19 protein-coding genes are annotated in these 26,294 nt (G+C 66.5%); 11 read left to right on the plus strand and 8 right to left on the minus strand.

Going from position 1 to position 26,294, the window contains the following annotated elements; all coding sequences use genetic code 11:
* The first annotated feature begins 4 nt into the window (after window positions 1–4).
* From CH281_RS22655 to CH281_RS22675, 5 genes are all read left to right on the plus strand, one after another.
* A complete protein-coding gene (locus CH281_RS22655; RefSeq protein WP_094695560.1) occupies window positions 5–2,476 on the plus strand; it encodes a helix-turn-helix transcriptional regulator in 2,472 nt (823 codons plus the stop codon).
* Between the two features lie 121 nt (window positions 2,477–2,597).
* Complete coding sequence (locus tag CH281_RS22660) at window positions 2,598–3,761, plus strand: hypothetical protein (RefSeq protein ID WP_094695561.1); 1,164 nt, start codon at window positions 2,598–2,600, stop codon at window positions 3,759–3,761.
* Window positions 3,758–5,407 (plus strand): Hsp70 family protein, encoded by a 1,650-nt coding sequence (locus tag CH281_RS22665; RefSeq protein WP_094695562.1) that lies wholly within the window; start codon window positions 3,758–3,760, stop codon window positions 5,405–5,407. Before CH281_RS22660 ends, CH281_RS22665 begins: the two co-directional genes overlap by 4 nt.
* Window positions 5,408–5,482: 75 nt before the next feature.
* Window positions 5,483–6,781 (plus strand): S1 family peptidase, encoded by a 1,299-nt coding sequence (locus CH281_RS22670; RefSeq protein ID WP_179274259.1) that lies wholly within the window; start codon window positions 5,483–5,485, stop codon window positions 6,779–6,781.
* A gap of 139 nt (window positions 6,782–6,920) precedes the next feature.
* Complete coding sequence (locus CH281_RS22675; RefSeq protein WP_143544849.1) at window positions 6,921–7,973, plus strand: S1 family peptidase; 1,053 nt, start codon at window positions 6,921–6,923, stop codon at window positions 7,971–7,973.
* Between the two features lie 12 nt (window positions 7,974–7,985).
* On the opposite strand, the gene CH281_RS22680 is transcribed toward CH281_RS22675, so the two are convergent.
* From CH281_RS22680 to CH281_RS22695, 5 genes are all read right to left on the minus strand, one after another.
* Entirely contained in the window at window positions 7,986–8,879 is an 894-nt protein-coding gene (locus CH281_RS22680; protein WP_179274260.1) for a glycoside hydrolase family 16 protein, read from the minus strand.
* Window positions 8,876–9,103 (minus strand): hypothetical protein, encoded by a 228-nt coding sequence (locus CH281_RS27000; RefSeq protein WP_027495644.1) that lies wholly within the window; start codon window positions 9,101–9,103, stop codon window positions 8,876–8,878. Before CH281_RS27000 ends, CH281_RS22680 begins: the two co-directional genes overlap by 4 nt.
* Entirely contained in the window at window positions 9,100–11,325 is a 2,226-nt protein-coding gene (locus CH281_RS22685) for a serine/threonine protein kinase (RefSeq protein WP_094695565.1), read from the minus strand. Before CH281_RS22685 ends, CH281_RS27000 begins: the two co-directional genes overlap by 4 nt.
* Window positions 11,322–12,476, minus strand: a complete 1,155-nt coding sequence (locus tag CH281_RS22690) for a glycosyltransferase family 2 protein (protein WP_179274261.1) — start codon at window positions 12,474–12,476, stop codon at window positions 11,322–11,324. Before CH281_RS22690 ends, CH281_RS22685 begins: the two co-directional genes overlap by 4 nt.
* Window positions 12,477–12,575: 99 nt before the next feature.
* Window positions 12,576–13,760 carry a glycosyltransferase family 4 protein gene (locus CH281_RS22695; protein WP_094695567.1) on the minus strand — a complete coding sequence of 395 codons (1,185 nt, stop codon included), beginning with the start codon at window positions 13,758–13,760 and terminating at the stop codon, window positions 12,576–12,578.
* Between the two features lie 141 nt (window positions 13,761–13,901).
* Here CH281_RS22695 and CH281_RS22700 point away from each other — a divergent pair, with 141 nt between their 5' ends.
* Window positions 13,902–15,260 carry a hypothetical protein gene (locus CH281_RS22700; protein ID WP_094695568.1) on the plus strand — a complete coding sequence of 453 codons (1,359 nt, stop codon included), beginning with the start codon at window positions 13,902–13,904 and terminating at the stop codon, window positions 15,258–15,260.
* 61 nt (window positions 15,261–15,321) lie between these two features.
* On the opposite strand, the gene CH281_RS22705 is transcribed toward CH281_RS22700, so the two are convergent.
* A complete protein-coding gene (locus tag CH281_RS22705; protein WP_057473924.1) occupies window positions 15,322–15,975 on the minus strand; it encodes a hypothetical protein in 654 nt (217 codons plus the stop codon).
* Window positions 15,976–16,515: 540 nt separating this feature from the next.
* On the opposite strand from CH281_RS22705, the gene CH281_RS22710 reads away from it, so the two are divergent.
* Window positions 16,516–19,908: a (Fe-S)-binding protein gene (locus CH281_RS22710; RefSeq protein WP_094695569.1), complete on the plus strand. Its 3,393-nt coding sequence runs from the start codon at window positions 16,516–16,518 to the stop codon at window positions 19,906–19,908.
* Window positions 19,909–20,076: 168 nt separating this feature from the next.
* Window positions 20,077–20,346, plus strand: coding sequence for a hypothetical protein (locus CH281_RS22715; protein ID WP_027495639.1), 270 nt, complete (start codon window positions 20,077–20,079; stop codon window positions 20,344–20,346).
* Here the strand turns inward: CH281_RS22715 and CH281_RS22720 are convergent.
* Window positions 20,339–22,252, minus strand: a complete 1,914-nt coding sequence (locus CH281_RS22720; RefSeq protein WP_094695778.1) for a dipeptidyl-peptidase 5 — start codon at window positions 22,250–22,252, stop codon at window positions 20,339–20,341. The two genes, CH281_RS22715 and CH281_RS22720, sit on opposite strands and share 8 nt — an antisense overlap.
* A gap of 100 nt (window positions 22,253–22,352) precedes the next feature.
* Here CH281_RS22720 and CH281_RS22725 point away from each other — a divergent pair, with 100 nt between their 5' ends.
* Window positions 22,353–22,589 carry a DUF3263 domain-containing protein gene (locus CH281_RS22725; protein ID WP_032392269.1) on the plus strand — a complete coding sequence of 79 codons (237 nt, stop codon included), beginning with the start codon at window positions 22,353–22,355 and terminating at the stop codon, window positions 22,587–22,589.
* Here the strand turns inward: CH281_RS22725 and CH281_RS22730 are convergent.
* Window positions 22,586–23,290 (minus strand): SOS response-associated peptidase, encoded by a 705-nt coding sequence (locus CH281_RS22730; RefSeq protein ID WP_094695570.1) that lies wholly within the window; start codon window positions 23,288–23,290, stop codon window positions 22,586–22,588. The genes CH281_RS22725 and CH281_RS22730 overlap by 4 nt on opposite strands.
* 105 nt (window positions 23,291–23,395) lie before the next feature.
* Between CH281_RS22730 and CH281_RS22735 the strand changes: the two genes are divergently transcribed.
* Together CH281_RS22735 and CH281_RS22740 are read left to right on the plus strand one after the other, a co-directional pair.
* Entirely contained in the window at window positions 23,396–24,646 is a 1,251-nt protein-coding gene (locus CH281_RS22735; RefSeq protein ID WP_027495635.1) for a pyridoxal phosphate-dependent aminotransferase, read from the plus strand.
* 245 nt (window positions 24,647–24,891) lie between these two features.
* A complete protein-coding gene (locus CH281_RS22740; RefSeq protein ID WP_179274262.1) occupies window positions 24,892–26,238 on the plus strand; it encodes a YibE/F family protein in 1,347 nt (448 codons plus the stop codon).
* The last annotated feature ends 56 nt before the right edge of the window (window positions 26,239–26,294 follow it).

The raw sequence follows: 26,294 nt of genomic DNA on the forward strand, positions 1-26,294 counted from the left end.
CGCCGTGGCCAACAGCCCATCCGCTCTCGTCGGCGTCGAGCGCGCCGATCGATTCGTTCGTGACGCGTCGTCGAGCACCGGTGTGCATGTTGTCGTCGGGGTGAACGGCTCCGGTCGATCCGCGGTGCTCGGTGCGGTCGCGGCCGCCGCGACGACGGTGCATGCGGGCAGTGTCACCGACGCGCCGTCGGGTGCGACGGTTCTGGTCGACGACGCCCATCTGTTGCCGGATCACCGCGTGGACGAGATCGCCGCTGCGGCAACCCGTTCGGACATCACGCTGGTTCTTGCCACAGCCCCGCGCCGATACGATTCCCGGATCGAGAAGCTCGTCGCATCCGCCGGTGCCGCTCGCCTGACGCTGGTACCGTTGGACAAGACGTCGATCGCAACGCGGGCAGCCGCAGTCGCTCGGCCGATCTCCGCGTCGCTGGCGAGCGCGATCGCGAAGTCCACCGGAGGGCTTCTCGTCGCCGTCGACGCGGCACTGGCCGCGCTCGGGGGCGAACGGTCCGACCCCACTCCGCTGCGTGCGGTCACCGAATCCGTTGCCGAGCAGCATCGCCGACTGCTCGTCGATACCACCGACGACACCCGCGCCGTGCTGCTCGCGGCTCGCTTCGGCGTCGTCCCGGACCCGGTCACGGCGGCGCAGCTCGTAACACGGGCGGCCGACGCGGAGACGGTCGTTGATATCGCCTGCAGCTCCGGTCTTCTCGACGCCACGGGCGCGTTGGTCCCGTCCGCCGAAGGTCCCCTGACCGAGATGATCGGGGAGCGTCGATGCCGGGTGCTGCTCGACCGCATTGCCGACGTTGCCGCGCAATCCGGTCTGCTCGACGCCTCGGCCGCGCGAGCGTTGGCGACGCACGGGGTCGTACGCGCCGACCTTGCTGACTTCCTTGCTGGACAAGGCGATTCGACTTCCGTAGAGTCCGCTGGCCAGCTGTACGACGCGGCAGCAGCGGCGGGATTCGACCCGTCGGCGCTCGCGGCCCGCCGGGCGGAGGTGGCCGCCGCGACCGGACACCTCGACGAGGCAGGCCGTCGTGCCGACGAGATCCTCGATGCGGCCACCGATCACACGCAGGCCGATCTACGCACTGCGGTCAGGGTCTCGGCGTCGATCGCCGCGCAGCGCGGAATGGTCTCGCGCAGTGCGCAATTGTTCGCCTGGCTCGGGACGGATCGACTCGGGACCGATGCGGTGTGGGCTGCCTTGTCGGCCGCTGCCGCCGGCGACCGCCCTGCTGCCGACCGCGCACTGAGTGTCGTGGCATCGCTGGCACCGACGTCGAGTACGGCGTCGGGTGCGTTGCTCGTCGACGGGGTCCTCGGTTCGATCGACTCACGCAGCGCTGCGGCGTCGAGTGCGGCGGCGAACTCGCTGATGCGCGCGGTCACGTTGACGGCCGCGCCGTCCGATCGTTGGTGCGCTCCGGATTCGGCGGCCGCGGTGGCCGCTCTGCACGCGGTGCACTGCGGTGATCTCGCCCGCGTCGACTCCGTCATCGCTCGTGCCCTACCCGAGCTGCGGCCGGGATCCGAGGCCCACACGCGGCTCGTTCTCATCGGCGGCTGGGCGGCCATGCTGCGAGGAGACGCCGCGCAGGCCTGCCACCTGGTCGACCCGCTCGAGATCCCCGACTCGCACGTGCGCAATCACCTGTTCCTGCACGGCATTCGAGTGGGGTTGGCCCGCAGGTCCGGGGACGCCGGATCTCTCGTCACGGCGTGGACCCAGGCGCAGAACGTCGTCGCCGCGTACTCGATCGACCTGTTCTCGCTCTTGCCCCTCGGCGAATTGGTGCTGGCCGCAACACGAGTGGGCCAGTTCGATCGCGTCGAGCACCTCGTGTCGCAGGCCACGACGCTGCTCGCCGCGTTGGGCGATCCGCCGGTCTGGGCCTCGGCGCTGCATTGGTATCAGGTGCAGGCCGCCATCGTGGCGCAGACGCCCGAAGCCCTGGTGCCGCACGCGAAGGCCCTCGCGTCCGCCGCTCCGACGCACCCGTACAGCTCCGCACTCGCTGCGGCGGGGCGGGCGTGGCTCGGTGTTCTACAGGGCAGGCCCGACGCCGCCGAGGTGGAACTCTCGGCGCGCACCCTCACCGCGTTCGGCCTGCCGTGGGACGGTGCCCGGTTGGCGAGCGAAGCCGCACTGACCGTCGCCGACACCGCTACGGCCACCTCGTTACTGCACATCGCCCGGTCGTTGCGTCAGCCCAGCTCGCATCAGCGGGAGACCGACGGGACGACGCCGCAGCCGTCGGGATCTCTGAGCGAACGCGAGGCCGAGGTGGCCGAACTACTGGTTCTCGGCGTCACGTACCGCGAGGTGGGCAGCCGGCTCTACATCTCCCCGAAAACCGTCGAACATCATGTGGCTCGCATTCGCCGCAGGCTCGGAGCCGGGTCGCGCTCGGAATTGATCTCGATGCTGCGGGCGATGGGCTACGGAACATCGACCACCTGACCTCGGCACGCTGATGCCCCCTACTGCGGGTGTAACTGTGTGAGGATCCGAAGCGACATAACGACCGAACATCGACTCCGAGCCCAGGACAGGTAGATATCCCCATGACCGAGCAGCCCGCATGACCGAGCAGCCCGGCGGGGCGAGTATCGGCGCACCGGACGTCGGCCTCTATCTGGACGACGAGCAGGCCGTCGCGGCCGTGTCGCACCCCATCGCGCCCGGCCCCTCCCTGCATCTGGCGTCCCTGCACTCGACCGTGCTCAACACTCACCCCGACGGCACCGTCTCACTCGGTGACGCCACCGCCAATGACTCCGAGGCGTACACGCGCTTCCTCGACGCGCTCGGTGGCGGTGTCACCGGTAGCCGGGGCACCGTCTTCCCCGCCGAACAGCTGACGTCGATGGCACTGCTGTGCCTGCTCACCGAGGTGGCGTCGTCGATCGATCTGCGCCCCGGCGATCTCGCTGCGGCCGCCACCTACCCGGCCCGCTGGACCGCCGAGCAGGTGTTCGCCCTGCGTGCGGCCATGAACGGGCACGGGTTGGCGCACGTTGCGCTCGTATCGGAAGAGGAGGCGCTGGACGCCTGGAACTCGTCGATGCGAGCAACCATGGAGAAGAAGGACACTGCCGTCGCCGCGGCTCGTGGTGCAGCGCTTCTGGCTGCCCGGTACCCGGTCGACGCCGTCACCGAACGCCTCGCCGTCGTCGGCGCACCGACCCGCGCCGACCGTCGCCCCCTGTTCACCGCCCCACTGTTCGCCGCGGCGTTCGCAGCGGCGCTGACGGTCGGTGCCGGTGTGATCGCATTGCAGCTCGGCACATCCGCCGACACCCCGGTGCCCACCATCGAGAACGCTCAGGTGGCACCCCCGACGACGACGTCGGGAATCCGGCCGGGTGGGCCGATCGACTTCCCCACTGCCGTCGTCGAACCGGCAGCCGAACTCGTGCCCGCCGTCTCGCCTGCACCGATCATCACGCCGGAGACCACCACCACGGCTACGGATCCGACCCGAGAGCGACGCTCCGAACGCGACGCGGCCGACGTCGACACGCGACCCGCCGTCGACCTTCCGGAGGCCACCGAGACCGAGGACCCCACCACGACGCCGCCGACCGACGACGAACCAGTCGGACCCGAGCTGCCCGACGACGAACCCGCCGAGGACCCGCCGAAGCCCACCCCCGACGAGAACGCCGACGACAACACCCAGGCCGGACGTCTCGCTCCGCAGGACCGAGCTCCGGCCGGAGCCACGACGGGCGGCACTCCATGAGCGGTGCCGGGCATCTCGGAATCACAATCGGCAACACCAGGTCCGTTGCGGTGTATCGCGACTCGACCGCGTTCGAACCCACCGTCGTCGTACTGCCGACGACACTGAGGTTCGACGACGACGGCCGCGCCCATCTCGGAGAGTCCGTCGACACCGCGCCGTTCACTCGCTTCGTCGATCTGGTCGGCAAGCAAGAAGATCTCGAACCCGATGCCGACGCGTATCGCGCCGAGGATCTGATGGCCAACGCCGCCAACTGCCTCGTGAGCATGTTCTCCGAGACGTCCGAATCAGCGTCCACGCCCGTCACGACGATGACGTACCCGACGCGATGGCCCCGCGAGAACATCGCTCTGCTGCGCGACGCCCTCGATCACACCGGTCTCACCGACGTCGCACTGGTTCCCGAGTCCAAGGCCGCGAGCGCGTTCGCTCAGCCGAGCCCGGGGGCTGCCGTCACGGTCATCGACATCGGGGCCACCGGCACCGACATCTCGACGTATCCGGGCGGCGGCACCGAGCGAACCACCGCGGTCAGCGGTGACGTGTTCACCGATGCCCTGTTCGATCACGTGGTGACCGATCGCGAACACCTCGACCTGTCCGACGCCGCAGTTCTGGCTTCTCTCACCGGTGTCGTCGCGTCCTGCGAGCAGGCGAAACACACGTTGAGCAACGCGGACGTGGCCACGATCGCGGTGGAGCTGCCCGGCGTCTCGGATACGACGACGGTCACCCGCGCCGAGTTCGCAGACCTGATCGCGCCGACGTTGGGCTTGCTCGACGTGCCGTCGACCGGCACGGTCGTGCTCACCGGCGGCAGTGCCGCCCTACCTTCGGTGGTCGCCGACATCGGCGAGCGCACCGCAGGCGCGCTGCTCGTCGAGCCGCTCGCTGCGGCTCGCGGCGCACTGAACATCGCCGAGATCGAGGACGTCGACGGCAACTCGTTGGTGACCGGCGCAGCGCCGGTGGTCACTCGCAACGACGGCACGGACTCGCTCGATACCGACGCGATCCCGGTGGTCGCTCCGCCGCCGCCCCTCGCGTTCTCCGAGGCGATACCGGCGGTGGCACCGGTGTTCGGCCCGTCCCAGCTGCGCTCGGAGCCCATCGTTCCGGCCGGAGATCCCGATGGTTCCGACACGGCGACCCAGCAGTACGCCGCAACCGCGTTCGCCGGTGCGGCGACCGAGAACAAGAAGGAACGCAGCGAGCGCTCGCGTACCGTCACCACGATCATCGCCGGTGCCGGTGCGGGCGTGGTCATCGTTCTCGTCATCGCAGCCCTGAGTGGGGTGTTCAGCAGCGGACCCGCCACGACACCGCCCACCGTCACCGACGCCGGATCACCGGTCACCACCTCCGCGCGGGTGCCCTCGACCGCACCGACCACGACGACCGTGCCCGCGGCTGCTCCCGAGGTGGTGCAAGAGCCGACGGCCGAGGAGTACACCCCGCCCCAACCGGCTCCCCTGCCTGCGCCGCCGCCTGCTCCGGAACCGACACCGGCACCGCCTCCGGTGGTCACGACACCGCCCGTCGCGGTGACCACCCCTCCGGAAACCACGACGCCGGCGGAAACGACGACTTCCGCCACGACAACGACCACGACGACCACCACAACGACCGCTGAAGTTCCCTGACCAGGGCGAACACTGGTTCGGTGGCGCATGCCCTAGGGTGGGGCGCTGATGCCAAGCACCCGATGAAGGGATTTCATGCGTAACACCGGGGCTCTGCGTACTGCAGTGCTGTGCTCGACGGCTTTCGTACTTCTTGCTTCGTTCTCCGGAACAGCGGCGGCCGAACCTGTGGTTCAGTCGCCCGCCGATCAGCTTCCGCGAGAGCTCGTCGAAGCCGTGCAGCGAGATCTGAAGATCTCCCCGCAGGAGTACCTCGATCGTGCCGCACGTGCGCAGGAGCTGTCGGCCTACGCCTCGGACTTCCGGGCGAGCCGACCCGCCGATTTCGCCGGTGCCTGGATCGGGCCCGACGGTAATGCCGTCGTTGCCGTCACCTCTCCCGCAGCCGCGCAGGCCGTCGCCAAGGACGGCTATGCCACCGCGCAGTCGCCGGTGTCCGCGGACGGGCTGGAGAAGTCGCTGGCAGATCTGAACACGTGGATCGCCGGCCTCCCGCGTGAGATCTCGGAGCAGATCAACGGCACAGCCATCGACTTCATCGACAACCAGATCGTGCTGAATGTGGCGAACAGTCCGATCGGCAAGGCCCTGAACCTGCCGACCCTGCTGGCCAACATCAAGGTGATGCTCTCCCCCGGTGGCAACAAGCCGGCCGACCCGGCACCGATGGGCGGCGACACGTACGTCACCACCGCCGGGCCGATCGCCGACGCACCGCCGACCGAGATCAGCATCTGCTCGTTCGGCTTCAATGCCGTCGACGCCGACGGCAGCGCCGTCAATCTGACTGCGGGACACTGCAATCCGAACAAGGCCACGGGCGCCGGCGGAGCACCGGTGTACCTGCCCGATCCGGCCGACATCGCGCGCAGCTCCCAGATCGGCTCGTTCGATCGCTCGAGCCTGGGAGCACCGGACGGCCTCGACTGGTCGGTCATCGGCCTCGACGCCGCCGGACAGCAGGCCGGGCTGGACCGTCCCACCGTTCGCGGGGCCAACGGCAGCACCGTCACCGTCACCGGAACGGCATCCCCCGTCATCGGCGCACCCGTCTGCAAATCCGGGCAGTCGTCGTCGTTCACGTGTGGAGTGGTGGCTGCCGATCGCGTCGAGACGCAGCTCTTCATGGAGGACGGCACGTCGCGCACCGTGCGCGGCTTCGCCAGCACCGCATGCACATTGGCCGGTGACAGCGGCGGGGCCATCGTCACCGGCACGCTGGCACTGGGCATCACCAGCGGATCCAACAGCGGTGGAGCACCCGACTGCACCGAGGCGAACCTCGCGCTGGCGCAGTTCGGCGGCACCGCCAGCCTGGGCATTCCCATCGATCAGGTCACGAGCGCGACCGGAGCTACTGTCCGAACCGGGTAAAGCGGTACGCGCGAGGCCTCCGACCCCCTATAGTTCGTGTGCGAAGTGAACGGCATCACATCGTTCGATGCCCGGGGGGAAGGTCGTTATGCGTCGCCGTGCGTGTGCACTATCGGTCACTGCTGTCTCGTTGCTCTTCATGACGGTGGTATCTATACCCGCTGCCGTTGCGGCACCGCCCGAACCGGCGTCACTGGCCGACGCTGTGGCACGCGATCTCGGGCTCAGCCCTCAGCAGTTTCTCGACCGCGCCGACGCAGCGCGCCGGTTGGCCGAGTTCACAACCGCCGTCGGCCCGGCGGTCCGTGGTCATCTCGACGCGGCCGGGCTGCCGGTCGTTGCGGTCGCCGACGGACCGTCCCACGCGGATGTGGTCGACGCGGCGACGACGGCCGGATTCGTGATCGACCCGGCTGTATTCGACATCCCGGCCCCCGTCCTCGATGCATTCGGTCCGCTCCTCGACCGGGTGCCGTTCGATCCCTCGCTCACCGCAGGGCCCATTCGCGCCAGTTCGTATCTCGGCGGTGACAGCTTTCTCGCCGGCACCCCGGCCGGGGCCGGTCTGCGTTGCTCACTGGGCTTCAATGCAGTCGATCCGACGCGTGGTGCCGTCAACATCACTGCAGGACACTGTGATCCGGGCGAGTCGAGCACCGGTTCCGCCGTCACGACGGGCGCGTACCCCATGTACGGCAGCCTCGTCGGCTCCAAGTTCGGCTCGTTCTATCGAACCAGCCGGGCGCACAAAGACTATGCGCTCATCGACATCGACGACGGCAACACCGGGGAATTCGAGAGCAACGCGATGCGAGTTCCCGGGTCCGGCCCACTGCTGATCACCGGCACGGTGGATCCGGTCGTCGGCGCGCCGGTCTGCAAATCCGGAGCCACCACCGGATTCAGTTGCGGCACAATCCTGTCGACGGGCCAGCACGTCACCATGGGCGGCAATGTCCTGGACCGCAGCTTCTCCACGTCGATCTGCGCGCTGCGCGGCGACAGCGGTGGCCCCATCGTCAGTGGCACGCTCGCCGTGGGCATCGCGAACGCGTCGAACGTGGGCGATCAACCCTCGTGCGAGATCGCGACCGTCGTCAGCATGCTGCAGGGTCAGCGTCCGGAACTGTTCGCGACGCCGATCAACGACATTCTCGCCGAGAACCCGGGCCTGACGGTTCGTACGTCGTAGGTCGGCTTCGGGTCAGTTCTGTTGTTCCAGCAGAACCGATCCCGACGCCGTGTCCTCCACGGCGGACGGTGTCCCGTCCGATTCGTACACCGACACCCAGTCCACATCCACGTTCGCGACGTCGGGTGTTCCCGCCCGGCCGCATTCTCCGACACCCCAGGATTCGAGCTTGGTGCAGGCGCCCGCTTGGGCCTGGATGCCCAACCACATCGGCTTGTCCGGGATGGATGCTCCCAGTGGTGTTCGCGCCCAGACCTTTCCGTTGACCAGATACCTGATCTGCTCGGGGTCCCATTCCACTCCGACGGTCTGCCAGTCGTTGGTGTCCAACTGCAGATTCGCCTGTGAGAAGTGACGGTCTCCTTCTGCACCGCTCCAGTGCAGGAACGACGACATCGTCTGTCTGGTCCCGTCGGCGCTCTCGGCGATGTCGATCTCCGGCGGCCACACCTCGTCGGCGGGCCACAGCAGAATGTGGTAGCTGATCTCGTCGGATCGGTCCGCACGCAGCCGCACGTCCCACTTGCCGTACCTCTGTGACACAGGCGAATTCGAGACGCCGCCGGTCACCCAGCGGCCGTCCTTCTGCTCGGCGCGCAGCCGGAGTGCGCCACCGGTGACCGAGGCCTGTTCGTACTCCCACCAGCTGGCCGGGTCGCCTCCGGGTTGGCCGTAGTACGCACCCCAGTCGTCACCGAGATCGCACCGGTCGAAATCGTCGACGAAGGTCTGCCGCCAGCCCGGCAGATCCTCCCGGGGCACGGCTTCACCCGACATGACGTCGTCGGCCATGGGGTCGCACCGTTCGCTGCTGACCAACTCGGGTCCGGGTCCGGTCGACTGCGCACAGGACACCGTCGTCGCCACGACCAGCAGGGCCACCGACAGGCCGCGTCCGATTCTCACTCCCAGATCGCGATCTGCTGGAACCGCACGATCACGACGACTGCGGCCAGGAGCAACAGCACGATCAGTGTCGCGGAGAGCACCACTGCGCGGTTGATGCGTCCGCTGCCGCCGCGCCCGATCGCTCCGTCGGAGGGCACCTCGCGTTCGCGCAGTACCGACGAGACGATCAGCGCCGCGAACAGGGCACCGAATGCGAGGAAGCCGAGCCACAGATCTGTCATTTGAGCACCACCGGTGGGGTGGACGCATTCTGCAGAATGGTCAGGTCGGCGGTTTCGACAACCACGCGATACTCGTCGGATCCGACCAACATGCCCAGCTGTTGGTCGACGACCGATTGCGAATATCCGTACTGCAGGTAGATCTGCGCCGACGATTGTCGAGTGGTGAACACGAAGTCGGGGTTCTCCTTTCGGACGCACCCGCTGAGATCGTCGAGGCACTCGAACGATTCCATGGTCGCCACTCTGACGTCGTCGAAGTAGCGTGCGGACACCAGCCCGGCCGCCGTTCCGATGACCATGATTTCCGAGCCCTGCGGAACCGACCGCATCAATGCGTCTCCGTATCGGATCTGATCCTCGTCGGTGTGCTCGAACGAGGTGTTCAACCCGCGAGTTGCCGTCAGTATCAAGGCAATTCCGAGGATTGCCGCGGTCGCGGCGACGGTGCGCGACCAGTGCCGAGGCTGGGCCGATCGACCCGTGTACCGTCGAATGATCGCGAAGGTGCGCACCAACGCGTCCGCGGCGTAGGGCGCGATGAACGGCGACGCCAGCACGAAGCACCGGATCACCACCTCACCGCCGTAGCTCTGCACCAGCACCAGACCGAAGGGCACCATGCAGAGCAAGCCGCCGATGAGCCACGTCTTGCGTCGGCGGTAGGTCAGCCAACCGGCGAACGCGAACACCAGCAGCGCGCCCGACGCCGCCAACCGCAGATATTGCATCTTCTGGTAGAGCGGATCGGCACCGATCCGGTCGCTGACGCCGCCCTGTACCGCGCCCGACACCTGTCCCACATCGCCGAGCACGTACGCGAGGTGGCCCTTCCAGTAGTCGACGGCTCCGTAACTGAACCAGGCCACGAACAGCGCGACCGCGAACAGCCACAGCAGTCGGTACCGCGTGGTTCCGGTGAGTGAGAACAGGAACAGCGCCGCGATCAACACGATGGGCGTCAGCTGGTGAGTGATGACGATCGCCGCGATCAGGACGATCATCAGCGCCTCGATCGCGAGGGTGCGGCCGGCACCGACACCGGGGACCGTGCCCAGAGTTCGCCGCGGCACCGTGACGATCCACCGACGCCACGACCGCGGGGCCGACGGCAGGGGCGCACTGCGCAACTGCCACAGCAGCAAGGCGCAGATGGTCAGGTACAGCATGGTCGCCGTCGGCTGCGGCGCGAAGTAGTCCTGCTGGTACCAGTTGAACGACAGGTAGAGGATCACCGCGATCCACGCCACGCGCCTGCGCCCGGTCAGCGACAACGCGATCGAGTACAGCGGCAACATGGTCACGCCGCCGTAGAAGAGCGGAGCCCACAGCAGCATCGGAGACAGGTCCGACAGTGCGCCGGCACCCGACATATGAGCTCCGGCAGAGAAGAACCCGGCCCAACTGAATCGCGCGTCCGACGGCGGCGGCAGACCCTGCAATGACGCGATGATGTCGATCAGCCCGCGATGGGTGTACGCCGTCGGGATCGAGGTGACGCCGTCGGCCAACGACACGTACATCGTGGTGAACATGATCAACGCGAGACCGGCCGCACCGAGTACCACCGGGTCGAGTCGGGCCCGCGAGAGCGCCACGGCGATGACCGCGGCCACGATGACCAGCGCGACGAGGTAGCTGAACCCGATGTGGGTGATGACGCCCAGCGCCCCGGACGCCTGCGGCCTGAGCACCTTCGTCGCGTGAGCGAACAGCACGACGGCGACGGCCACCGCGCCGAGCAGTACGTACCGGGTCACCACCGCGGCCCGGTTCGGACGCGGTCGAGGCAGCGCAGGCACCAAGGTTCGCGACGCCCACAGGATCAGTGCCGCGGACACCGCGCAGATATAGAGCTGCACCGTCACCGGACGCAGATTCCCGGTGACGACCTCGGCCTGCGCGATGATGAGCATCGTCGCGAACGAGATCGAGACCGTCACCGAGCCGACCAGTGCCGGCTGTCGGAGGCGCAGCAGCACCGCGATGGGTGCCCCGGGCAACAGCGTCACGGCGGCGACGACCACGGCGACCCGCAGCCCGTTGGGTACCGCACCCGCGTGATCGGATCCGGCGAGGATGGCCAGCACCGTCGACGCGATGGCGACCGCTGCGGCAGCGAACAGCAGCGCTTGCGCCCCGCGGTAGCTCGAGTCGGGACGCGTCGGATCGGCTCGACCTACTGCGTCCTCGGGTGCGTCGGTGGTGTCGGTGATCGTCACGAATTGATCCCGGTGCCGCGAACCGTGATGGCCTTGACGTACAGGAACGGCCCGCACAGGTAGCCGTAGAGCTCGGTGAGCTTGAGGTCGCGAGGCATCGGCGGAGCCCCGTCCGCGAAGCGGTTCTCCTCGGGCGCGAGAAGCATGCGGAATGCGGTCGGGAGCCGGCCGAGCAGTGCGCGGGCCGGAGCTCCGCCGTCGAGAAAGAGTTTGGTGACGATGGCGGCCATTCCGCTTCCGTACCCGAACATCTGCTCGCGCAACGCTTCGTGATCGGCTCGATGATGATGGCCGACGACGGCCGTCGGGTCGTAGACGATCGTTCCCCCGCGCAGCACTGCACGTCGGAACAGCTCGAGATCCTCACCGCCTTTGGTTGGCGTGCCCGGGCCGATCCGTTCGTCGAATCCCGCGAGTGAGTCGAAGGCAGTCTTTCGGAACGACATGTTGTTGCCGCTGCCCATCTCCCCGGCCGTATAGGGGAACAGCGCTGCGGTGCCGCGTGCACCCAGTTCTTCGTCGATCGATCCGGTCGGCGCGAGGGTCCAGACCGTGCGCGTCGATCCCTTCTCGAACAGCCCCGATTCCTCGAACCACCGCTGCTGATCGGTCTCGACCGCCAGTCCGACGACCCGTCCGGTCACCCCGGCCACCACACCGTCTCGATCTGCCGAGTACACCTGCGCCACGGAAGCGAGCCACTGCGAATCCGGTTCGGCGTCGTCGTCGGTGAAGGCGATCACGCGGCCCGACGCGTGCCGGGCACCTGTGTTTCTGGCTCGCGAGACCCCGCGGCGCGGCTCACGGACGACGATGCAGCGGGGATCGTCGATCGACCTCAACGCGTCGTCCACCCGTCCCGACGTGGGTGCGTTGTCCACCACCACGATCTCCACGGCCGGGTAGGACTGCGCGAGCACGGCCTCGACCGTGCCATGCAGCGACGGCCTGCCCACGGTTCCCACGACGACGGTGATGAGGTCGCCGTCGACGAACCGCTCTGCTGCGCGCAGCGGTTCTGGCGACCGCCTGGGTGCGAGGACCCAGCCGGCCCCGGCCAGGGTCGCGGTCGCAGTCGCGGCAAGAACGGCAACGCCGACCCGCTGCGGGGTGCGGCGGCGCGGGACGCCGGGGGCCATGTGGTCGAGCATCAAGAACTCCGATTCGGTACGAGCGTGTGCGTGCGGATGCCCCGACATCCGCACGGCTGGGTTGCGTCGTCGGCTCCGCTGCAGAGCCGATGCGTCACGTCATGTGATGCGCTTCTTCCCGATTGCTGAACTGTAGATGTCGGCGAAACGCTTCGCGCGATGTCGGGAATCGAACTGTCCGACGGCTTGCCCTCGCGCGGCTTCGGCGAGGGTGGCGGCCAGGCCGCGATCGGTCAGCATCCTGCACAACTGCGTGGCCAGCGAGTCGACGTCGCCGGTTCGGGCAACGAGGCCGGTGCGCTCGTGCGAGACGAAATCGACCAGGCCCCCGGTGTCGCTCACCACGACCGGCACCGCACAGGCCTGTGCCTCGAGGGCGATGAGCCCGAAGGGCTCGTCCTGTGACGGGCAGGCCAACACATCCACGGCACGCAACGTCGACGCCACCACGTCTGTGCGGCCCAGAAAACGATGCGCGCCGGGCAGCAACCGTTCCGCGGCCTGCTGCAACTCGACGAGGTAGCCACCGTCGTCCTCGCTGGGCGCGCCGACGATCGCCAGATGCGCGTCGACTCCGGACCGACGCACCCGTGCCACGGCGTCGATCAGTACGTCGAGCTTCTTCTCGCGATCGATCCGGCCGACGGCTGCGATCAGTGGTGCATCGGGGTCGGCGGTCATGCCGGCCCGCAGAGCCGGGTCACCGGCACCCGGTGCGAAGGCCGTGGTGTCGATTCCTTGGTGCACCACGCTCACCCGTCCACGGGCACACGACGCGAGTTGCTGTGCTGCGGCCGTGCTGACGGCCACCGTGTGGGTTGCCGTCGCCGCGATCGCGGCGAGCAGTGTGCGCCCCGGTCCGGCGGGGACGATGTCGTGAAATTCGACGACGACCGGGGTGCGTGCGAGTCGGGACGCGAGCACCGCGTCGGGGTGCAGCAGCAGATGGTTGGAATGCACGACGTCGAAGTCGCGGGCAGCTCGCCGAAGTATCGACACCGTGCGTGCGCTCTTCGGCACCTGCGCCGCGAGCCCGCCGAGGGGATGCAAAGACTTCTCGCCCTGACGATGGATTCCGATGCGTTGCGGCAGGTCGAGTGGCAGGAACGACAGGCCGGCTGCTCGCCACCACTGTTCGGTGTCGCTGCCACCGGGCGCACCCAGAGTGACGGTCACGCCCAGGGGCTGTAATGCCAGCGCCACGTTTCGCAGACTGTGATCGGTTCCGCCCACCGATGTCGACAGCGAGACCGCGAGTACTTGCACTTCGCTGACTCCGTCCACAACTCCCGTTTCCTGTCCAATAGTTTGTTTGACTCCATTACATCGTACTCAGAGTTGGCTGGAATACGCATTTGAGTTCATACTGCTTCTGAGGCTTTCATAAACAAGAAGTAAAGCCGTCTATCGGAAGGGACCTACGCGATGAACGTGGTCTTTCCCTCGCACGTCACGGTTCACGAGACCGATGTCGCGCTTGCGGGCAACTGGACCGTGGTGGCTTTCGGTCCTGTCGATCATGGTGGCGTCGACGGCATCCGCCGGGCGCTACGCACGACAATGAGCGTCGGCCCGGCCGCGCGAGTGGGCCTACGTCCCGATTCCGGCACCCGTCGCTGGCGATACGATCCCGATGCTCCACTGCACGCCGTCCGGGAAGACTCCGCGATCACCGAGGACGACTACGACACCGCGATGTCGCAGCTAATGGCCACGCACGACCCCGCCGAGCCACTGTCCATCACGGTGCGCGGCGACCACGTGGTGTTCTACATGGATCACGGGCTCGGCGACGGTCAGATGATCATCAACCTCTCCCACACACTCGCTGATGCCGACGCTCGCAACGGCATAGTGCCCCGCTGGGCGACATCAGCGCAGACGCATCACCCGCTCGCCGTAGCCGCGATGCGCTGTTTCGGAACCGATCCCGGGCGAGTTGCGCAGCTGCTGCGCTCACGCATTCACCCGAGTATCGGAGTGTGCGGACGTAAACATGCAGGTGGCGGGTCGGCCGGTCACGGGTCCACACAGACGGCATCTACGCAGACGGCATCTACACAGGCGTCACCGACCGCCGCAGGCTCACCCGTCGAGGTGGTGGCCGCGGCCGCCACGATCGAGTGCACCCGAGAACTGGCGAGGTGGCGAGACGACCACCGACCCGGACAGTCGATCTCGATCCTGTTCTTCGCCGCCCTCGATGCCGCACTGCGCGCCGAAGGACTGGCCGTCGACGATGTCGCCAAAGTGCTGTTCGACGTTCGCCGGTACCTACCACCCGAGCTGACCACCCTTGCGAACCTGTCGGCCGGTATCGACGTCTACCTCCCCGACACGACCGACACCGTTCTCCTGTCCCGCCAATGGCGCCGAATCATCGACTGCGGGCACCCGATCGCAAACCTGATGCTGGTCGCACTTCGCTCGAAACTGGCCAGGTTGCGCTCCGCCCGCGCGACCGACACCCCGCCGCCCACCGCACCCGACACCATCCGTCTGGCCTTGTCCGACATGGGCCGGCATGCCCGATTGAACGACATCGCCTTCGTCGGCGAGACACAGGGCTCGTACCGAGTCATGGTGGCACCCGCGAGCCACGGACACATCACCCTGACGACCGCACGGCTACGCGACTCCATTCGCGTCGCCGCGTCGTTCCACTCGCACGTCGTCGATGCCGACACCATCCGACGGGCACTGCGCGCCGCCTGCTCGACGCCCATCGCATTCCTCGAAGCCGACGCATCGACCGCAGCCGTCGCCACCAATCCTGCTGCCTGACAACACAAAAGAACCCACGACCTCGACGAGATCGTGGGTTCTTTCGAAGAATGCGCTGTGACTACTTGGCCCAGACCGACGTTCCGGGAGCAGCGTTCAACGTGTTCAGCAGATCGATTCCGGCAACGACCAAGCCGGGCCCGCCGACAGCGATGGTGCCGATGATTCCACCTGCTCCCGCACCGGTCACCAAGCCGGGGATGCAGCCTGCGGGGAGAGTCACAATGCAACCGATCACCGCACCGATTGCGGAACCGGTCAGGGTTCCAATCGCGGTAGCAATTCCGAGCTGCGACGAGAAGTTCTGTTGCGCCTTGAGGTTTTCCTCGGGCGAGGCAACGGTCGTCGCGCCGATGCTGCGCGAGTTGGCCGAGGCCTTGGAGAGGTCGAGCTGCGGCACCAGACGCAGGGTCTTACCGTTGTCGTCGACGTTCTGCTCGTACGGGAAGTTCAGTCCGCCGAGGTTGAACGACAGCGGGAGGGTGACGAGTGTGTTGTCGGCGGCGTCGAGCACGTCGACGGTCTTGCCGTCGTCGGCAACCTTGAAGACGCCCGCATCGATGGTGGTGACGATGGTGCGGTCTTCGAGCTCGACGGAGTAGTTCGTGTCGGGGGTCGTGGCGCTGGTGTCGGGCTGCGCGTAGGCGGTTCCGCTGGCCAGACCCGTAGCAACTGCTACGAGAGCCGAGGTGACGACCAGTTTGCTGAGTTTCATGTGGTGTTGTGTTCCGTTTCTGTGCATGTGCTGCAGTGCTTTTGGCGGCAAACCGTCGAACGCGACATCACCCCGAATGACGTCCTCGCACCTCTGGTCCACAGGCAGTGTAAACCATCAATCAGACCGGTCGTTGTGCTACCGACCCTTTACCGTGTCCGAAAAGTTATGAACAATCACAACGCCCGAATCGGACAGAAAGACCGCACTTTCGTTCGGTTTAATCGGCCTTTTTCTTCCACGCCGCAGCCGTTGGTAAACCTCGGACATCGGGCCGATTCGGCCGGGTTAGGTCTGCCTTCTCGCAGGAGTCACAAGCCCGTACGCCTAACGTGATGCGGGCGACAACCTACTGACGAGTTCAGCCCACCCGTCGGACGGTCTCGTGCGCACAACCACCAGCGTCGCTCCAGGCGATTCTGACCTAAGTTACCCGTCGGTAGATTTCGCGATCTACTGGCAGGTAACATCGCTGTATTCCTCTCGACGGGCTGGACCCGCGGTAGCTGCTCCAGCTGCCACTGAACGAAAGGCCGCGACATGAACGCCCTGACGATCACGTTGGGCACAGTCGGTGCTCTGCTCAGCCTCGTGTGTTGGTACGCCTTCATTCGTGGCGCCCTGCGCATGTTCAACATCGTGAGGCTGGGTCAGCCGGCACCCGACCGTTGGCGACCGATCGTCCCCCGCTTCAAGCAGATGATCATCGAGTTCGCCGCGCACACCAAGATGGTCAAGTTCCGCACCGTCGGCTGGGCGCACTGGCTGGTGATGATCGGCTTCATGGTCGGGTCCGTGTTCTGGTTCGAGGCCTACGGTCAGACGTTCAACCCCGAGTTCCACTGGCCCATCGTCGGCGACACCGCCGTCTACCACCTGATGGACGAGATTCTCGGGCTCGGCACCGTCATCGGCATCACCACGCTGATCATCATTCGCCAGCTCAACCACCCGCGTAAGCCCGAGCGTCAGTCACGCTTCGCCGGCTCCGGGTTCAAGGCCGCCTACTTCGTCGAGGCCGTTGTCCTCATCGAGGGCCTGGGCATGGTGTTCGTCAAGGCGGGCAAGATCGCCACCTACGGACACGCGAACCCCTACACCGACTTCTTCACGATGCGCCTCGCCGAGCTGTTGCCGGCCAACTCCAACATGGTGTCGATCTTTGCTCTGATCAAGCTGATGTCCGGCATGATCTGGCTCTACATCGTGGGCACCCGCATCAACTGGGGCGTCGCCTGGCACCGCTTCACGGCCTTCCCCAACATCTACTTCAAGCGTATGGACGACGGCACCGTCGCCCTCGGTGCCGCCAAGCCGATGATGTCCGGCGGCAAGGTCCTCGAGATGGAAGAGGCCGATCCCGACGTCGACGCGTTCGGTGCAGGCAAGATCGAGGACTTCAGCTGGAAGGGCTGGCTCGACTTCACCACGTGCACCGAGTGCGGCCGCTGCCAGTCGCAGTGCCCCGCCTGGAACACCGGCAAGCCCCTCTCCCCCAAGCTGCTGATCATGTCGCTGCGCGATCACAGCCACGCCAAGGCCCCGTACCTGCTGGCCGGCGGCAAGAAGGACATGGCCGGCGACGAGGTCGGACTCGTCGATGCCGAGGGCAACGTCGACCAGAAGGCCCTCGACGCCATTCCGCAGAACGCTCGTGACGAAGCCGATCGCAAGCTCGTCGCCGACGCCATCGAAGGCGGCATCATCGATCCCGAGGTGCTGTGGAGCTGCACCACCTGCGGTGCGTGCGTCGAGCAGTGCCCGGTGGACATCGAACACGTCGACCACATCATCGACATGCGTCGCTACCAGGTGCTGATCGAGTCCGAGTTCCCGTCCGAGCTCGCCGGCTTGTTCAAGAACCTGGAGAACAAGGGCAACCCGTGGGGCCAGAACTCCAAGGACCGCCTCAACTGGATCAACGAGATGGACTTCGACATCCCGGTCTTCGGCCAGGACGCCGATTCGTTCCAGGACTACGAGTACCTCTTCTGGGTCGGCTGCGCCGGAGCCTACGAGGACCGCGCCAAGAAGACCACCAAGGCCGTCGCCGAACTGCTCGCCACCGCAGGCGTGAAGTTCATGGTGCTGGGCGCGGACGAGACCTGCACCGGCGACTCCGCCCGCCGCGCAGGGAACGAGTTCCTGTTCCAGCAGCTCGCGATGCAGAACATCGAAACACTGAACAACGTGTTCGACGGCGTCGAGCAGAGCAAGCGCAAGATCGTCGTCACCTGCGCCCACTGCTTCAACGCACTCGGCAACGAGTACCCGCAGGTCGGCGGTGACTACGAGGTGGTCCACCACACGCAGCTGCTCAACCGTCTCGTGCGGCAGAAGAAGCTGATCCCGGTGGCCTCGGTCAGCCAGGACATCACGTATCACGATCCGTGCTACCTCGGCCGTCACAACAAGGTGTACGACGCCCCGCGTGAGCTCATGGCCGCGTCGGGCTCCAACCTCAAGGAGATGCCGCGTCACGGTGAGCGGTCCATGTGCTGTGGTGCCGGTGGCGCTCGTATGTGGATGGAAGAGAACATCGGCAAGCGCATCAACATCGACCGGGTCGACGAGGCGCTAGCGACCAACCCGAAGAAGATCGCCACGGGCTGCCCGTTCTGCCGCGTCATGCTCACCGACGGTGTCACCGCACGGCAGGAAGGCGGCGCACACGAGGGCGTCGAGGTTGTCGACGTCGCGCAGCTGATGCTCGAATCGATCACCCGCGTCGAGTCCTCGGTATTGGCCGAGAACATCAAGGTCATCCCCCGCGAGCAGACTCCCGAAGAGAAGCTGGCCACCGAAAAGGTCGCAGCCGTCGAGGAGAAGGGGCGCGTCGAGGAGATCGAGGTCGCAGCCGAAGGCGGCGATCCCGAAGCCGAGACGAAGAAGGCGCAGCCGGCCAAGGCTGCTGGCGGCCTGAAGATGAAGGGACTTGCGAAAGCTCCCGGAGCCAAGGCACCCGGTTCTGCGCCCGCCAACGCCGAAGCCGACAAGACGTCGGGGAACTCGGCCGATACTGCCGCGGACGCATCGAAGCCAAAGGGCCTCGGTTTGGCCGGTGGCAAGGCACCCGGTGGCAAGGGTCTGCAGATGAAGGGCAAGGCACCCGGCGCGAAGGCGGCTGCCCCGGCACCTGCCGACACTCCCTCGACAACCGAAGCACCTGCTCCCGCAGAGGCCTCCGAGTCGACTCCAACCGTCAAACCCAAGGGTCTGGCCGTCAAGTCCGGATTCAAGAAGCCCGGCGCGAAGGCACCCGGCAAGCCCGCCGACAGTGCTCCTGCGGCGTCGACACCCGCCCCGGAAGCGGCCGATGATGCAGCGGAATCACCTTCTGCTGCAACTGAATCCGTAGCCACAGAATCCAAGCCGACCGTCCAGCCCAAGGGTCTGGCCGTGAAGTCCGGATTCAAGAAGCCGGGAGCCAAGGCACCGGGCAAGCCTGCCACCGAAGCCCCTGCGTCCGAGGCTCCTACTGCTGCTGAGGCACCTACTGCTGAAGCACCGGCTGCCGAGGCAACGGCGTCCGAGGCACCCGCCACCGAAGCTGCTGCAACCGAATCCGTAGCAGCAGAGTCCAAGCCGACCGTCCAGCCCAAGGGTCTGGCCGTGAAGTCCGGATTCAAGAAGCCCGGTGCGCGGACACCGGGTGCGGCCGCCGCTGCACCTGCGGCGACACCAGCCGAGCCGGCTGCAGCAGAGCCCGAAAAGGCCGAGCCGACACCGGAAGCAGAGGCACCGGTCACGGAAGCACCGATCACCGAAGCCCCAGAGGCCGAGGTACCGGAAGCAGAGGCTCCGAAGGCAGAAGCGTCGGACACTGCGGCCGAGACCACATCCAACGGTTCGGATGATCGCACTCCGCCCAAGCCGAAGGCCGGCGGACTCGGATTCGCTCCGGGTGCAAAGGTTCCGGGTCGCCGGAAGTAACCTCACACCCTTTTTTACCGACTGCGCGCCCCTGCTCACTTCAGAGCAGGGGCGCGCAGTCGTCGGTACGGGTGTGAAGTCCCTGCTGGACCCCCGCGGCGGTGGACGAATCGGACATCGTGAGTATGGTCGGAACCGAACTGCATACCCGAAGAAGTAGGAGCAGGCATGACCGACGACGCGGACAAGCTCTTTCGCCGCTACGACGAGTGGTGGACGGCGCTCTCGCCCGACGATCGAGCGCATGTCGAGAAGTGCTGCGAGTCCGGCCGCACCGACGAGCGCCTCTGTGCATTGGTGATCGAGCACAACGGCCCGTCGAAGGCGGCGTTCGAGGCGGGCAGCAAACTGTCCGTCGGCAACAGCAAGTACTGCGCGATCCCCAGCGCGCTGCTCGAATTTCTCGAGGCGAAGCGCGCACACCCACCACTCAGCTAGACGGGCGCCACAGCTCCAGTTCGGGGATTCCGGGTGGGGTGAATCCCATGACCTGCCCGTAGAACGACAGTTCCGATTCTCGGGCGTTCACCTGTGTTTCGAGTTTGCGGAATCCGTGGGACTCACCGGCGTACGTGAGGTAGGCGTGCGGTATCCCCTTCTCCACCATGGCGTCTCGGAATCGTTCGGCCTGCGAGGGCGGCACGATGGGATCGTCGAGACCCTGCAGCAGCAGTACCGGGCACGAGAGTCCGTCGACGTTGTTCACCGGCGCGCGGGTGCGATACAGATCGAGGGCCTCGGGCAGCGGCCCGATGAGCCCGTCGATGTAGCGGGACTCGAAATCGTGCGTCTCGGCGACGAACATCTCCAGTTCGGCGACGCCGAAGTACGAGGCACCGCAGGCGAATACGTCGGACGACGTGAGCGCGGCCAACACAGTCCAGCCACCTGCCGAACCACCTTCGACGGCCAGCCGGTTCGGGTCGGCGAGGCCGGCGTCGGCCAATCCACGGACCGCGGCGATGGTGTCTTCGACGTCGACCACGCCCCACTGCCCACGCAACCGGTTACGGTATTCGCGCCCGTAACCACTGGACCCGCCGTAGTTCACATCGACGACGCCGATGCCGCGGCTGGTGAAGTACGCGAACACCGGGTTCAACGCCGGTGCCACATGAGCCGTCGGACCGCCGTGCACGAACGCGACGTACGGCGGTAGTTCGCCGTCCAAACCCTCGTAGGACGGGTTACGTGGTGCGTACGCGATGGCATGCACTTCGCGATCCGGTCCCTGGAAGGTGACCTGACGCCCCGCGGGCAGGTATTCGACATCCGGTATCGACTCGAAACTCGAACGCACACTGCGTAATTCGCGGGTGGCCAGGTCGACTGCGAACAGTCCCGACGGCACCTGAGCGCCGCCGCCCCGGAGCAGAACTGTTGATCCGAGCCGTCCCCCGAGCCCCACCGAAGTCACTCCGTCGAGTTCGATGTCGTCGAGGGTGCCGGTGGCGGGGTCGAGAACGGCGAGCGTATCGGTCCCGACGGTGCGAACGGTCAGCAGCCTGCCGTCGTCGAGAACGTCGTACCAGCGGGCTCCGAGTTGCCAGAGCGGGGCACCTAAGTCTGCATCGAGGGTCGACACCGGCGTCGCTGCGCCGTCCAGCGTGACCGAATACAGGTTCCACCAACCACTTCGGTCGCTGATGACGTACAGCGACTCGTCGTCGATCCATTCCGGCTGCAACACCGATTCCTCGGTCGAACCCGCCAATACAGTCCACGACGACGGATCCGCCAGCGATGCGACCCGCAGTTCTGTTCCGTCCCAGGGCATCTGCGGATGGTTCCAGGCGATCCACGCGATGCGGCTGCCGTCGGGTGAAAGCCTGGGGTAGGCAAGGAAATTCGATCCCGAGACCAGTGAGCGCACTCCGCCGCCGCCGAGGTCGATCGCAACGATGTCTCGGGTGACAGCTCCGGCGTCGTGCGTCTCGCGGACGGCGATCACGTCGGTACCGGCCACCGACAGCTCCCCGTACCGAATGCTCGACGCCATAGCCGGGGCCGGGGTGAGCGGTCGCGGTGCGTCGCCGGGGGTGAGTCGGTAGATGCGTTGATCGGAGAATTCGGCGAACACCAGATCGCCGTTCGGCGTTGCCGTCCATGCGCCGCCGCCGTATTCGTGAACGCGGGTGCGGGCATTGAACGGTGCCGGCAGGATTGCCTCGACCTGTCCGTCGACGTGGCGGCAGATCGCGGTTCGGCCCTGTTCGGTGGGCCGCACCTCGGACCACCAGATCTCGTGTCCGACGAATCGTCCACCTTCGACGGGGTGGCCGGCCGACGACAGGTCGGCTGCGGTGATGGGCGAGGGCCAGGATCCGTACGCGAGAGCGGTCACCTGCTCCACCCTAGTGAACTCCACACGCACGTAACGCGCTGTTCATCGCACCTTCAACCGCGACACAGATGATGGTGGGACGCAGCACGAGGGAGAGATCATGCGCCGGACCACCACCCACTCCGTCGACCACGAGATTCTGACCTTCGGTCGTACCTGGCACGGGTACGGCGGCGGCAGTGCCGAGGACATCTACGTGGCGTTCGGGGTCGATGCGTCCACCTACTTCCGGCGACTCGAGCGCATCCTCGATTCCCCGGTGGCCGACGACCTGACTGCGAGCGAACGAGCCGCGATGATCGACATCTGCCGGCACCGCACCGACGGTCAGGGCTAGACCGGAGTCAACAGCTCGGGGCTGTTGTTCTTCACACTGTTCACCGCGGTACTCACCTCGTAGGGCTCGAGCCGTGGCTCCGGTATCGCGGCCAGCAGCTCGGACACGTCGCTCAGGTCCGTCAGCGTCGGATCGAGCCAGCTCGCCCGTAGCTCCGGGGGCAGCACAACAGGTGAGCGATCGTGGATGTGCCCGAGGGCGTCCGCAGCAGGCGAGGTGAGCACGGTGGCCGACCACACCCAGCGGTCCTCGTCGTCGTCGGCCTTGGTGGGGTCTCGCCACAGTTCGTACAGACCCGCCATCGCCAGCACGCCCTGCTCGTGCAGGAAATACGGCACTTTGGCACCGTCGCGCTTTTCCCACTCGTAGTACCCGTCGGCCGGAATGATGCAGCGCCGACGGCTTGCGGCCTTCTTGAACGACGGCTTCTCGGTGATCGTCTCGGACCTGGCGTTGATGAGCCGGGACCCGATCTTCGCGTCCTTCGCCCACGACGGAATCAATCCCCATCGCACCGAACGCAATTGGCGCACGGCGTCGGACTCGGGTTCGTCCTTGGGCGCGCGTTCGAGCACCGTCCTGATGGTCTGGGTGGGGGCGACGTTGTACGACGGCGGCACCTCGTCGCCCACTGTCTCGGCGATCTCGAAGACCGCCTGCAGGTCGCTGTCACTCCGGGTACTGGCATACCGTCCGCACATGGAACGAGATTGTTCCACCTGCCACCGACACGGCCCAGTGAAACAGCGGTGCCCGAACGACAACCTCGTGGATTCCCACGGCACTCACCTGGCACGATGTGACGGGTGAGCACTCCGCAGATCCACCCACAGCCGCGTTATCGCACGTTGCAGCAGTCGACCAAGCTGCAGAACGTGCTGTACGAGATCCGCGGACCGGTACACGCGCATGCGGCCAGGCTCGAGGCCGAGGGCCATCGCATCCTGAAGCTCAACATCGGTAATCCGGCTCCGTTCGGGTTCGAGGCTCCGGACGTGATCGTACGAGACATGATCGCGGCGCTACCGGTGGCTCAGGGCTACTCGGAGTCGAAGGGAATCCTGTCGGCTCGACGTGCCATCGTGACGCGCTACGAGCTCGAACCGGGCTTCCCCGATCTCGACGTCGACGACATCTACCTCGGTAACGGCGTCTCCGAGCTCATCACGATGACGATGCAGGCGCTGCTGGACGACGGCGACGAGGTCTTGATTCCGGCCCCGGACTACCCGTTGTGGACGGCGATGACGACGCTGTCCGGCGGCAAGGCGGTGCACTACATGTGTGACGAGGAGAACGGGTGGAATCCCGATCTCGCCGACATCGAGTCGAAGATCACTCCGAAGACCGTCGCGCTGCTGGTGATCAATCCCAACAATCCAACGGGTGCGGTGTACTCCAAGGAGGTCCTGCAGGGCATCGTCGATCTGGCGCGCAAGCATCAGCTGCTGTTGCTCGCCGACGAGATCTACGACCGCATTCTCTACGACGACGCCGAGCACACCTCGCTGGCGAGCCTGGCTCCGGATCTGCTGTGCCTGACGTACAACGGTCTGTCCAAGGCGTATCGCGTGGCCGGCTACCGTGCCGGATGGCTCGCGATCACCGGCCCGAAGAAGCACGCCGCGGGGTTCATCGAGGGTATCGACCTGCTCGCGTCGACGCGTCTGTGTCCCAATGTGCCTGCCCAACACGCCATTCAGGTTGCTCTGGGTGGGTATCAGAGCATCGAAGATCTGATCCTGCCCGGCGGGCGGCTGCTCGAGCAGCGAGATGTCGCGTGGGAGAAGCTCAACGCCATTCACGGGGTCTCGTGCGTCAAGCCGCGCGGTGCGCTGTACGCATTCCCGCGACTCGATCCCGAGGTGCACGAGATCTACGACGACGAGAAGCTCGTACAGGACCTGCTGCTGCAGGAGAAGATCCTGGTGGTGCAGGGCACCGGATTCAACTGGCCCGGTCATGATCACGTGCGGATCGTGACACTGCCGTGGGCGCGCGATCTGGCCGTTGCGATCGAGAGGTTCGGCAACTTCCTGTCCTCGTACAAACAGTGAGGCTCGAAGTTACCGACAAGTAGTTGAAAGTGATGGACAAAACACCGGGGTGATCCCGCCTCCGCCGCGATTCATCTGTACATTGGCGGACGGCACTTCGGTGCCCGCGAGCCCTGTTCGTACCCATCCCCCCCGGGTCGATCAGGTGGTGGCGGGGGACGCCCCCCCTGCTCCCCGCCACCGAGCTCCTCGCATCGGCCGAGTACCCGGCCGGTAACGATCCGGCCCCGTACTAGCCTTGCACCGTGGAACCACACGGCACGCAACCCTCGGACGGCATCTCGCCGGGCTCCACTTCTCATGTGGGTCACGGTCACGGCCACAGCGACTCCCCCGTGCCGTTGGGACCGGTGGCAGCCAAGGTCGTCGTCGGATTGCTGATCGCTATTGCCATAGCCGTCATCGCCGGGGCCTTCGCGCTCTGGCCCAGCAAACAGAGCATCGACATCCCGCTGCCGTTCCAGACCTCGGGTGGCGGTGCAGTGTCCACCGAGGCGGGCACCATCACCTCGCAGAGCATCGGGCCCTGCGGGAGTCCCGACGCAGGTCGAGCATTCACCGGCAACCCGACCCCTGCGGTCAACGACTCGTACGAATGTCAGCGCAGCATCGTCGACATCACCACCGGTGAGGACGCAGGCAAAAGGACGGTACTCGAGATCGCACCGGGTCCCGGCCAACCGACTCTGAGCGCCGGTGAGGACATCCGGCTGGTTCTGCAGACAGACCCCTCCGGTGGAGTCCGATACTCCTTCAACGACTATTCCCGCGGGCTTCCGCTCGGGTTGATCGTCGGCGTGTTCGCCGTGGTCATCTGCGTCGTGGCCCGCTGGCGAGGATTCCGCGCGCTGGTGGGCCTGCTCATCGCGTTCGCCGTGCTGGTGGTGTTCATGCTGCCGGCTCTGCTCGACGGCGCTCCGGCCATTCCGGTCGCGCTGGTCGCCGGCGCGATCATTCTCTACGCCGTGCTGTATCTGGCACACGGCGTCAACCTGCGGACCAGCTCGGCGCTCCTGGGCACTCTGACCTCGATGGGCGTTGCCGCAGTGCTGTCCTACGTCGCGATTCGGATGACGCACCTCACCGGGTTGTCGGAGGAACAGAACACCGCGGTGCAGACGTACATCGGCAATGTCAGCGTCACCGGTCTGCTGTTGGCCGGCTTCATCATCGGCTCGCTCGGTGTGCTCAACGACGTGACGATCACCCAGGCCTCGGCGGCCTTCGAGTTGGCATCGGTGGACGAGACGGCGTCGCGGCGCGAGATCTTCACCGCCGCGATGCGGGTGGGGCGCGATCACATCGCCAGTACCGTCTACACCCTGGTACTCGCGTACGCCGGTGGTGCGCTGCCGCTGCTCCTGCTCTTCAGCGTCGCCGACCGGTCGATCCAGGACGTGTTGACCGGCGACGCCGTGGCGATCGAAATCGTGCGGTCGTCCGTCGGTGGCGTCGCGCTGGCCCTGTCGGTACCGCTCACCACCGCCATCGCCGTCCTGCTGGCTCGGCCGCTCACCTCGTCGCGGATGCCCTCTTCGCCGCGGCAGGCCAAGCCCACACGATCGCGGGGCTCGGGCCGCCACAGCGCGTAGAGCGGCTTCGCCGCACGTGAGTGGAAACTCGTAGCAGGCACCGATCTTTCGTGCAC

Source organism: Rhodococcus sp. 06-221-2 (assembly GCF_002258365.1).
Classification (GTDB): Bacteria; Actinomycetota; Actinomycetes; order Mycobacteriales; family Mycobacteriaceae; genus Rhodococcoides; species Rhodococcoides fascians.

Excerpts from the sequence above, each read along its gene's own strand:
- CH281_RS22675 (WP_143544849.1), top strand. The coding sequence starts at position 6,921 with ATGACGGTGGTATCTATACCCGCTGCCGTTGCGGCACCGCCCGAACCG.
- CH281_RS22690 (WP_179274261.1), bottom strand. The coding sequence starts at position 12,476 with ATGCTCGACCACATGGCCCCCGGCGTCCCGCGCCGCCGCACCCCGCAG.
- CH281_RS22710 (WP_094695569.1), top strand. The coding sequence starts at position 16,516 with ATGAACGCCCTGACGATCACGTTGGGCACAGTCGGTGCTCTGCTCAGC.
- CH281_RS27000 (WP_027495644.1), bottom strand. The coding sequence starts at position 9,103 with ATGACAGATCTGTGGCTCGGCTTCCTCGCATTCGGTGCCCTGTTCGCG.
- CH281_RS22715 (WP_027495639.1), top strand. The coding sequence starts at position 20,077 with ATGACCGACGACGCGGACAAGCTCTTTCGCCGCTACGACGAGTGGTGG.
- CH281_RS22730 (WP_094695570.1), bottom strand. The coding sequence starts at position 23,290 with ATGTGCGGACGGTATGCCAGTACCCGGAGTGACAGCGACCTGCAGGCG.
- CH281_RS22665 (WP_094695562.1), top strand. The coding sequence starts at position 3,758 with ATGAGCGGTGCCGGGCATCTCGGAATCACAATCGGCAACACCAGGTCC.
- CH281_RS22670 (WP_179274259.1), top strand. The coding sequence starts at position 5,483 with ATGCGTAACACCGGGGCTCTGCGTACTGCAGTGCTGTGCTCGACGGCT.
- CH281_RS22725 (WP_032392269.1), top strand. The coding sequence starts at position 22,353 with ATGCGCCGGACCACCACCCACTCCGTCGACCACGAGATTCTGACCTTC.
- CH281_RS22660 (WP_094695561.1), top strand. The coding sequence starts at position 2,598 with ATGACCGAGCAGCCCGGCGGGGCGAGTATCGGCGCACCGGACGTCGGC.
- CH281_RS22700 (WP_094695568.1), top strand. The coding sequence starts at position 13,902 with ATGAACGTGGTCTTTCCCTCGCACGTCACGGTTCACGAGACCGATGTC.
- CH281_RS22705 (WP_057473924.1), bottom strand. The coding sequence starts at position 15,975 with ATGAAACTCAGCAAACTGGTCGTCACCTCGGCTCTCGTAGCAGTTGCT.